Source organism: Acidovorax sp. FW305-C-20-28, from assembly GCF_058783375.1.
The window spans coordinates 64,517-71,394 of the sequence record NZ_JBYSYM010000034.1 but is presented as its reverse complement, the minus strand read 5'-3'; the positions used below and the strand labels follow the sequence as shown (position 1 = coordinate 71,394).

General features: G+C 66.7%; 5 protein-coding genes and 2 riboswitches. All 5 genes read right to left on the bottom strand.

Translation table 11 applies throughout. From position 1 onward, the window contains the following. Positions 1–127: 127 nt before the first annotated feature. The 5 genes from gcvP to AC3WOH_RS28810 all read right to left on the bottom strand — a co-directional run bounded on the left by gcvP (position 128) and on the right by AC3WOH_RS28810 (position 6,875). Positions 128–3,016: an aminomethyl-transferring glycine dehydrogenase gene (gene gcvP / locus AC3WOH_RS28830; protein WP_492232732.1), complete on the bottom strand. Its 2,889-nt coding sequence runs from the start codon at positions 3,014–3,016 to the stop codon at positions 128–130. Between the two features lie 144 nt (positions 3,017–3,160). Next, entirely contained in the window at positions 3,161–3,535 is a 375-nt protein-coding gene (gene gcvH / locus AC3WOH_RS28825) for a glycine cleavage system protein GcvH (protein WP_184865579.1), read from the bottom strand. 72 nt (positions 3,536–3,607) lie between these two features. Next, a complete protein-coding gene (gene gcvT, locus AC3WOH_RS28820) occupies positions 3,608–4,750 on the bottom strand; it encodes a glycine cleavage system aminomethyltransferase GcvT (RefSeq protein ID WP_492232731.1) in 1,143 nt (380 codons plus the stop codon). A gap of 50 nt (positions 4,751–4,800) precedes the next feature. Then, positions 4,801–4,928: riboswitch (glycine riboswitch) on the bottom strand. Positions 4,929–4,941: 13 nt separating this feature from the next. Continuing rightward, a riboswitch (glycine riboswitch) is annotated at positions 4,942–5,032 on the bottom strand. 38 nt (positions 5,033–5,070) lie between these two features. Beyond that, on the bottom strand, positions 5,071–6,366 hold the full coding sequence (locus AC3WOH_RS28815) for a TRAP transporter large permease (RefSeq protein WP_492232729.1): 1,296 nt from the start codon (positions 6,364–6,366) through the stop codon (positions 5,071–5,073). Next, the gene (locus AC3WOH_RS28810) at positions 6,363–6,875 is read right to left on the bottom strand and encodes a TRAP transporter small permease (protein WP_492232728.1); all 513 of its coding nucleotides are present in this window, start codon (positions 6,873–6,875) and stop codon (positions 6,363–6,365) included. Before AC3WOH_RS28810 ends, AC3WOH_RS28815 begins: the two co-directional genes overlap by 4 nt. Positions 6,876–6,878 lie beyond the last annotated feature (3 nt).

Sequence of the window (6,878 nt, the reverse complement as noted above, 5' to 3'; positions counted from 1 at the left end):
TTGGTGACTTTCTCTTGGCGGCCCAAGAGAAAGTTACTGCGCCGCCGGGCGCACATCCCGGCTCCCGCCCTCAACAATCAACAGAAGCAACCATGGCCCCAAGGCCGCACAAAGGCGATTCAGCGGGTCAAGCGTAGTCGCTGACCGGAATGCAACTGCACGCCAGATTGCGATCACCCCACACATTGTCCACCCGCCCCACAGGCGACCAGTACTTGCTGGAGCGCAAGGCCGCAACTGGGTACGCAGCCACCTCGCGAGGATAGGGCCGCGCCCACTCGCCAGTCAGCAGGCTCTCCGCCGTGTGCGGCGCATTCTTCAGCGGATTGTTGTCCTGTGGCCAGGCGCCGGACTCGATCTGGCGGATCTCCTCGCGGATGGCGATCATCGCGTCGATGAAACGGTCGATCTCGAACAGCGTCTCGCTCTCGGTGGGCTCCACCATCAGCGTGTTGGGCACGGGGAAGCTCAGCGTGGGCGCGTGGAAGCCGTAGTCGATCAGGCGCTTGGCGACGTCCTCGGCCATCACGCCGCTGGTGTCCTTGAGCTGGCGCAGGTCCAGAATGCACTCGTGCGCCACATGGCCGTTGGCGCTCGCGTACAGCGTGGGGTAGTGGTCCTTGAGGCGCGCGCTGATGTAGTTGGCCGACAGGATGGCGGTCTCGGTCGCTGCCTGCAGGCCCTCGGCGCCCATCATGCGGCAGTACATCCAGCTGATGGGCAGCACGGCGGCATTGCCCAGGGGCGCGGCCGAGACGGCGCCCACACCGCCGGGCACGCCGGCCGTCGCATGGCCGGGCAGGTAGGGCACGAGGTCTTCCACCACGCACACAGGTCCCACGCCGGGGCCGCCGCCGCCGTGGGGGATGCAGAAGGTCTTGTGCAGGTTCAAATGGCTCACATCGCCACCGAACTCGCCGGGGGCGGCCACGCCCACCAGGGCGTTCATGTTGGCGCCGTCCACGTAGACGCGGCCGCCGTGCTGGTGCACCAGGGCGCACAATTCCTTGACCTGGGTCTCGAACACACCGTGCGTGCTCGGGTAGGTGATCATCACCGCGGCCAGGTTGGCGCTGTGCTGCTCGCACTTGGCTTGCAGGTCCGCCAGGTCCACGTTGCCGTTGGCGTCGCAGGCCGTCACCACCACCTGCATGCCCACCATCTGGGCGCTGGCGGGGTTGGTGCCGTGCGCGCTGCTCGGGATCAGGCAGATGTTGCGGTGGCCGTGGCCCTGGGCCTCGTGGTAGGCCTTGATGGCCAGCAGGCCCGCGTATTCGCCCTGCGAGCCGGCGTTGGGCTGCAGGCTGATGCCGGCATAGCCCGTGGCCTGGCACAGCCAGGCGCGCAGCTGTTCGTCGAGCAGGCGATAACCTTCGAGCTGGTCGGCCGGTGCAAACGGGTGTACCTGGGCGAACTCGGGCCAGGTGATGGGGATCATCTCGCTCGTGGCATTGAGCTTCATGGTGCAACTGCCCAGCGGGATCATGCTGCGGTCCAGCGCCAGGTCTTTGTCGGACAGCTGGCGGATGTAGCGCAGCATGCCGGTCTCGCTGTGGTGGGTGTTGAACACCGGGTGCGTGAGGTAAGCGCTGGTACGGCGCAGCTCGGCCGGGATCAGCGGCTCCACGCCCTTCTCGAAGGCGTCGAAAGTCGGCAGGGCCTGGCCGTCCTTGGCGAAAATCTTCCACAGGAGGGCGATGTCGGCGCGCGTGGTGGTTTCGTCGAGCGAGATGCACAGGTAGTGCTCGAAGTACACGCGCAGGTTGGCGCCCATCTGCACGGCGCGCGCGGCGATGGCCTGGGTGGCGCCGTCGGTCTTGAGCGTGAGGGTGTCGAAGGTCGCTTGCGGGCGCACGGGCGCGCCCAGCTGTTCCAGGCCCTTGGCCAGGATGGCGGTGTAGCTGGCCACGCGCTGGGCGATGCGCTTCAGGCCCTCGGGGCCGTGGTACACGGCGTACATGCTGGCCACCACGGCCGGCAGCACCTGGGCCGTGCAGATGTTGGAGGTCGCCTTCTCGCGGCGGATGTGCTGCTCGCGTGTCTGCAGCGCCAGGCGATAGGCGGGCTTGCCATGCACGTCCACGCTCACGCCGACCAGGCGGCCGGGCAGGGAGCGCTTGAATTCGTCGCGGCAGGCCATGTAGGCGGCGTGCGGGCCGCCCGCGCCCATGGGCATGCCGAAACGCTGCGTGGTGCCCACGACGATGTCGGCGCCCCATTCGCCGGGCGGGGTGATCAGGGTCAGCGCCAGCAGGTCGGCTGCGGCGATGAAGGCGGCCTGCTTGCCATGGGCCTTCTCCACGTCGGCGCGCAGCTCGTCGATGCGGCCGCTGGTGGCGGGGTACTGGGCCAGCACGGCGAAGTACTCGCCGTCGAGCGCGGCATGCCACTCGGGTGCGGAATTGGCCAGCACCACCTCGATGTTCAGCGGCTTGGCGCGGGTCTGGATGACCTCGATGGTCTGCGGGTGCGCGTCGCCGGCGACGATGAAGCGGTTGCTCTTGCTCTTGACCGAGCGCTTGGCCAGCGCCATGGCCTCGGCTGCGGCCGTGGCCTCGTCGAGCATGGAGGCGTTGGCGATCGGCATGCCGGTGAGGTCGCAGACCATGGTCTGGAAGTTGACCAGGGCTTCCATGCGGCCCTGCGAGATCTCGGCCTGGTAGGGCGTGTAGGCCGTGTACCAGGCGGGGTTTTCGAGGATGTTGCGCAGGATCACGCCCGGCGTATGCGTGCCGTAGTAGCCCTGGCCGATGAAGCTTTTGAGCACCTGGTTCTTGCCTGCCATGGCCTTGAGCTCTGCCAATGCCGCGGCCTCCGTCACGGGGGCGGGCAGGTCCATAGCCGTGCTGCGTGCAATGGAGCGTGGCACGATGCTCTCGATGAGGGCGCGGCGCGAGGCCTCGCCGATCACCGACAGCATGTGCGCTTCGTCGGCCGCGTCGATGCCGATGTGGCGGGGCAGGAATTCGGTGGCGTTTTCGAGCGCGCCGAGCGGCAGGGCGGATTGCATCAACATGGGGCAGGTCTCAGGCTTCTTGAGGAGAGGGCAGGGCGTTCAGCGAATTGGGATTCGGCCGGATAACTAGGCGGGGAGCCGCAGACAGTGCTGTAGCACGGCAAGGCGACCCAACGACGTTAGCCGGGCGAAGGTCAATTCGCCTCAGGCGTTTTTCGCGAATTCGGTGTAGTCAGTCTCGTTCAGCAAGCCGTCGAGCTGGGCGGCATCGCTGAGCTTGACCTTGAAGAACCAGCCGGCGTCCAGGGGATCGGAGTTGGCCAGCGAAGGGTCGGCGCGCAGGGCTTCGTTGACCTCAACGATCTCGCCCGAGACGGGCATGTAAACATCGGCCGCGGCCTTGACGGACTCGACCACGCCGGCCACTTCGCCCTGGGCGAAGCTCTTGCCCACTTCGGGCAGGTCCACGAACACCACATCGCCCAGGGCATCCTGGGCGTGCACGGTGATGCCCACCACGGCTGCGTCGGTGTCAGCGGCGTTGATCCATTCGTGGTCTTTGGAGAATTTGACGGTCATGGGGAAAGCTCCTGGGCTTTGAAAAATGAAGGAATCAGCAATGTAGCGGGCCGGGCCCGCCGCGGCGTGAAATCAGCCGCGGAAATAGTTGGCGGGAGTGAAGGGCATGGCGCGCACCTCCATGGGCACGGCCTTGCCGCGCACGATGGCGTTCACCCGGGTGCCGATGGCAGCAAATGCCGGCGTCACGTAGCCCATGGCCACGGGCTCGTTCACCGTGGGGCCCAAGAGGCCACTGGTGACTTCACCGATCTTCTGGCCGTCGGCGCTCTGCAATTCGGTGTGCTCGCGCACGGGCACGCGCTCCAGCGCCACCAGGCCTACGCGCTTGCGCGGCAGGCTGGCGGGGTTGTCGATCTGCGCCAGCACCTTGTCGGCGCCGGGGAAGCCGCCCGCGCGCGCGCCACCCGTGCGGCGCACCTTCTGGATGGCCCAGTTCAGCGCCGCCTCGGGTGGGGTGGTGGTGGTGTCGATGTCGTTGCCGTACAGGCACAGGCCGGCCTCCAGACGCAGCGAGTTGCGTGCGCCCAGGCCGATGGGCTTCACCTCGGGCTGGGCCAGCAGCGCACGCGCCAGGGTCTCGGCCTGGGCGGCGGGCACCGAGATCTCGAAACCGTCTTCGCCCGTGTAGCCGCTGCGCGTCACGAAGCAGTCGCAGCCGGCGATGGTGTAGCTGCCGCCGGTCATGAACACCAGCTTCTCGATGCCCGGGGCCAGGCGGGCCAGCGCGGTCACGGCCTGGGGGCCTTGCAGTGCCTGCAGGGCATGGTCGGGCATGGGGCGCACCTCGCAGCGCTGGCCGATGCGCGCTTTGATGTGCGCGATGTCGCCGACCTTGCAGGCACCGTTGACGATCACAAACAGCGTGCCGTTGCCCTGGTTGAAGAACATCAGGTCGTCGATGATGGTGCCCTCGTCGGTCAGCAGCAGGCCATAGCGCTGCTTGCCCACGGGCAGGTCGATCACGTCCACGGGCACCAGGGTCTCGAAGGCGGCGGCAGCATCGGGGCCGACGAGCTGGAGCTGGCCCATGTGCGACACGTCGAACAGGCCGGCGGCGGTGCGGGTGTGCGCATGCTCGGCCATCAGGCCGGCGGGGTACTGCACGGGCATGGAGTAACCGGCGAACGGCACCATGCGTGCACCCAGCTCCAGGTGCAGGGCGTTCAGCGGCGTGGTGAGCAGGGGGGCTGCAGTGGTGGCAGGGGCAGACATGGGGCGGACTCCGGGCAAATGGGGGCCGCAACCCACCCATGGGTTGCGGGATTTGCCCTGCTGTCCGCTTTACCTGAGAGATTCACCGCACCACCCTGGCTGGCGGCTGCGGCTTGCTCCTTCGGTGGATGGCCTGCATGCTGCATGCATGCGGCCACCTCTCTCCAGCAAGGGAACGCCTGCATCCCTGCAGGCGGTTGCCAGTCCTTTTGCCTGAGCGTTCGGGGTGTCCCTGCGCCTTCGGCGGCCCCCGCGAAGGGGGCTCTCTCCTGACGGGCGCAAGTATATCCGCTGGCGGGCGCCGTCTGCGCCAAGCGCCCCTACTTGATGAAGCCCCACACCTTGGGCAGCCAGGTCGACAGCTGCGGGATGAAGGTCAGCACCACCAGCACCACGCCATGCGCCCAGAGGAAGGGCATGAGCTCGCGTACCAGCTGGGTCATGGGCACGCGCGAGACATTGCAGGTGACGAACAGCAGCCCGCCCACGGGTGGGGTGATCATGCCCAGGGTGAGGTTGTAGATCACGATCATGGCGAAGTGGATGGGATCGATCCCCAGCTTCACGGCCACGGGGGCCAGGATGGGGGCGAGCACCATCACGCCCGGCAGCGGCTCGATGAAGATGCCGAACAGCAGCAGGAAGATGTTCACGATGATGAGGAACATCCAGGGCGAGAGATTCATGCCCACCAGCCAGTCGGCCATCTGCTGCGGAATGCCTTCGATGGTCAGGATCCACGCGAATGCAGCCGACAGCCCGATGATGATGAGCACCGAGGCCGACAGCAGGGCCGAGCGCGCCAGGATGTCGGGCAGTGCCTTCCATTGCAGCGTGCGGTAGACGAACTTGCCGCACACCAGCGCATAGAACACCGCCACCACCGACGCTTCGGTGGGCGTGAACCAGCCCGCGCGCATGCCGCCCAGGATCACCACGGGCAGCAAGATGGCGGGCAACGCCTTCCAGGTGGTCTGCAGGATCTCGGCCAGGGGCGGCATCTTCCCGTCGCCCTTGTAGTTGCGCTTCTTGGAGATGTAGAAGTTCACGATGCACATGGCCACCGCGATCAGGATGCCCGGCAGCACGCCAGCCACGAACAGCGCGCCGACCGAGACCGTCTCGTCCTGCAGCGCGTAGATGATCATGATGATGGACGGCGGGATGATGGGCCCGACGATGGCGGTGGACGCCGTGAGCGCCGCCGCGTAGGAGCGGTCGTAGCCGGCCTTGTCCATCATGCGGATCAGCATCGAGCCCGGACCGGCCGCATCGGCCAGGGCCGAGCCCGAGATGCCCGAGAAGAAGGTCAGCGACACCACGTTGGTGTAGCCCAGCCCGCCGCGCTTGTGGCCCACGAACTGGCCGGCAAAGCGCAGCAGCACCTCGGTGAGCGAGCCGCCGCTCATGAGCTCGGCCGCCAGGATGAAGAAGGGCACGGCCATCAGCGGAAAGCTGTCGATGCCGGTGAAGGTCTCCTTGAGCAGCACCATCAGCGGGTAGCTCTCGGCCAGGATCAGTGTGGCCGCGGTGGACAGGCCCAGCGCAAACGCCACGGGCACACCCATGGCCAGGAACAGGCAGGCCGAAACGATGAGGATGATGGACGCGCTCATAGGGAGGCACTCGCATTCGCATCGAAGTGCGCGTCGGCTGCGAACGTGCGGTCGAGCACGTAGCCGCGCACGATGAACAAAAAGTGCACGATCAGCAGCACGCCGCCGATCAGCATGGCGCTGTAGATGTAGGCGAACGGGATCTGCGTCACGGCTGTCATCTGGAACATGGTGCGCTGCATGTACAGCCAGCCATACCAGACCATGAAGCCGAAGAAGGCAAAGAGCAGCGCCGCGACCACGGCACGCAAGGCGATGGCGCCCGTGCGCGGCAGGGCGTCCTGCAGGTTTTCCACGGCAATATGGCCGCCGTAGCGCAGCACCGGGCCGGCGCCCAGGAAGGTGAGCCAGATCATCATGTGGCGCGAGACCTCCTCGGCCCATTCGAGCGAGTTGTGGGTCACATAGCGCATCACCACGTTGGTGAAGATGATGATGGACATGGCCGCCAGCAGCAGGATCAGGGCCCAGCGGTTGGCGGTCAGAAAATAGCGTTCGAAGGTTTTCACGGG

Bases quoted from the DNA above. Each gene is read 5' to 3' on its own strand.
- gcvP (WP_492232732.1), bottom strand. From the start codon at position 3,016: ATGTTGATGCAATCCGCCCTGCCGCTCGGCGCGCTCGAAAACGCCACC.
- gcvH (WP_184865579.1), bottom strand. From the start codon at position 3,535: ATGACCGTCAAATTCTCCAAAGACCACGAATGGATCAACGCCGCTGAC.
- gcvT (WP_492232731.1), bottom strand. From the start codon at position 4,750: ATGTCTGCCCCTGCCACCACTGCAGCCCCCCTGCTCACCACGCCGCTG.
- AC3WOH_RS28815 (WP_492232729.1), bottom strand. From the start codon at position 6,366: ATGAGCGCGTCCATCATCCTCATCGTTTCGGCCTGCCTGTTCCTGGCC.